This is a genomic window from Longimicrobium sp., assembly GCF_036280135.1.
Classification (GTDB): Bacteria; Gemmatimonadota; Gemmatimonadetes; order Longimicrobiales; family Longimicrobiaceae; genus Longimicrobium.
Genome location: NZ_DASURI010000997.1, coordinates 1 through 2147, shown reverse-complemented (window position 1 = coordinate 2147; position 2147 = coordinate 1). Strand labels below are relative to the sequence as shown.

The 2147-nt window shown below is 73.7% G+C and carries 1 protein-coding gene; it reads left to right on the top strand.

From position 1 onward, the window contains the following. Window positions 1–19: 19 nt before the first annotated feature. On the top strand, window positions 20–2147 hold a 2128-nt coding region (locus tag VFZ20_RS31985; protein WP_329688043.1), incomplete at its 3' end, for a PAS domain S-box protein.

The window sequence follows — 2147 nt, the reverse complement described above, 5'->3', positions numbered from 1 at the left end:
ACACCTGCCCCGCGCGCCCATGCACACCCCGCCCCGCTCTCCCGCCCGGTCGCTCCGCATCTGGCCCCAGGTCGCCCTCCTGCTGTGCATCACCCTCACGAGCTACGCCGCGGGCACCCAGGCCAACCTGTTCGAGGTGTTTTCCGCGTGGTCCCGCGCCCACGAGCGCCTGCAGCTCGACGAGCTGATGGTGGCGCTGGGCGCGGGGTGCCTGGGCATGTTCGGGATGAGCCTGCGCGGGCTGTGGGCCATGCGGGGGCAGAACCACGAGCTGGCGCGCGCCTCGGAGATGCTGGACCACCTGCGTGACCGGCTGCGCCACGTGATGACGGCCAGCCCCGTGGTGATCTTCGTGCTGCGGCTCAGGCGCGGGCAGTCGGAGCCCGTGTGGGTGAGCGACAACCTGCAGACGCTCTACGGCTACGCGGCCGGCGAGGCGCGCTCGCGGGCGTGGTGGCTGGAGCGGGTGCACCCCGACGACCGCGCCGGCGCCGAGGCCTTTTCGCGCGCCGTCGCCCACAGCCTCCCCGTGAGCCACGAGTTCCGCTTTCGCACGGCGTGGGGCGAGTACCGGTGGATCCTGGAGGAGCTGCGCCCGGGACAGACGTGCGAGGACGTGACGGAGATCGTGGGCTCGTGGACGGACATCACCTCGCGCAAGGCCGCCGAGGAGGAGGTGATGCGCTCGCGCCAGGACTACCAGCGCCTGTTTCAGCACGCCAACGACGCCATCCTGCTGCTGGACCCGGCCGACGAGACGGTGGTGGATGCCAACCCCCGCGCGGCCGCGCTCTACGGCCTGCCCCTGGACGCGCTCGTGGGGCGCTCCCTGCGCACCCTGGCCGTGGACCCCGCGGCGGGCGAGGCGCACCTGCGCCGCACCCTGGACGACGCCCCGCCGCACGAGTTCGAGGCCGTGCACCGGCGCGCCGACGGCGCGGAGCTGCACCTGGAGGTCAAGGCCTCGCGCACCGACTACCGCGGGCGGCAGGTGGTGCTCAGCATCAGCCGCGACGTCACGGAGCGCAAGCGGGCCGAGCAGGCCCGCGCCGAGATGGAGGAGCGCTACCGCATGCTGGCCGACGGCACCGACGACGTGGTGAGCCTGCACGACGCCGAGGGCCGGTTCCTGTACGCCAGCCCGTCCGTGGTGCGCGCCACGGGCCGCCACCCCGACGCGCTGGCGGGGCAGCCGGCCGTGTCGCTGGTGCACCCCGACGACCGCGAGCGCCTGCTGCGCGCCAACTACCAGGCCGCCGCGGAGGGCCGCGCCGAGGCCGAGTGGCGCCAGCTCACCGCCGACGGCGGCACGGACGGCCCCTGGTTCGCCAGCCGCATCGCCGTGCTGCGCGACGGGGAGGGACGGGTGCACCGCATTGTGTGCTCGTCGCGCGACATCACCCGGCGCAAGCAGGCGGAGCACGCCCTGCGCTTTCAGGCCGGGCTGCTGGACGTGGTGGGCCAGGCCGTGGTGGCCGTGGACATGAAGGGCTCCGTGCTGTTCTGGAACAGCTTTGCCGAGCAGCTCTACGGGTGGACGGCCGCCGAGGCCCTGGGCCGCAGCCCCTGGTCCGTGGCCGCGTCCACCTCGCCCCTGGCGGGCAACGTGCACACCTGGGCCGTGGTCATGAACGGCGGCAGCTGGACGGGGGAGATGGAGATGCGCCGGCGCGACGGCAGCACCTTTCCCGCGCACGTCATCCTCAGCCCCATCCGCGACGCGCAGGGCGCCGTCATCGGGGCCGTGGGCGTGTCGTCGGACCTCACGGGGCAAAAGCAGCTGGAGCAGCAGCTGCGGCAGGCGCAAAAGATGGAGGCCGTGGGACGGCTGGCCGGCGGCGTGGCGCACGACTTCAACAACATGCTCACGGCCATCCGCGGCAACGCGCAGCTGCTGATGGACGACCTGCCCGGCACCAGCGTGCTGCGGCAGGACGTGGAGGAGATCGACCACGCGGCGGCCCGCGCCGCGGACCTCACGCGGCAGCTCCTGGCCTTTAGCCGCAGCCAGGTGCTGCAGCCGCGCCTGCTGGACCTGAACGCCGTGGTGCGGGGGGTGCAGCCCATGCTGCGCCGGCTCATCGGCGAGGACGTGCAGTTCACCACGACGCTGGCGCCCGGGCTGCGCACCGTGCGGGCGGACCCGG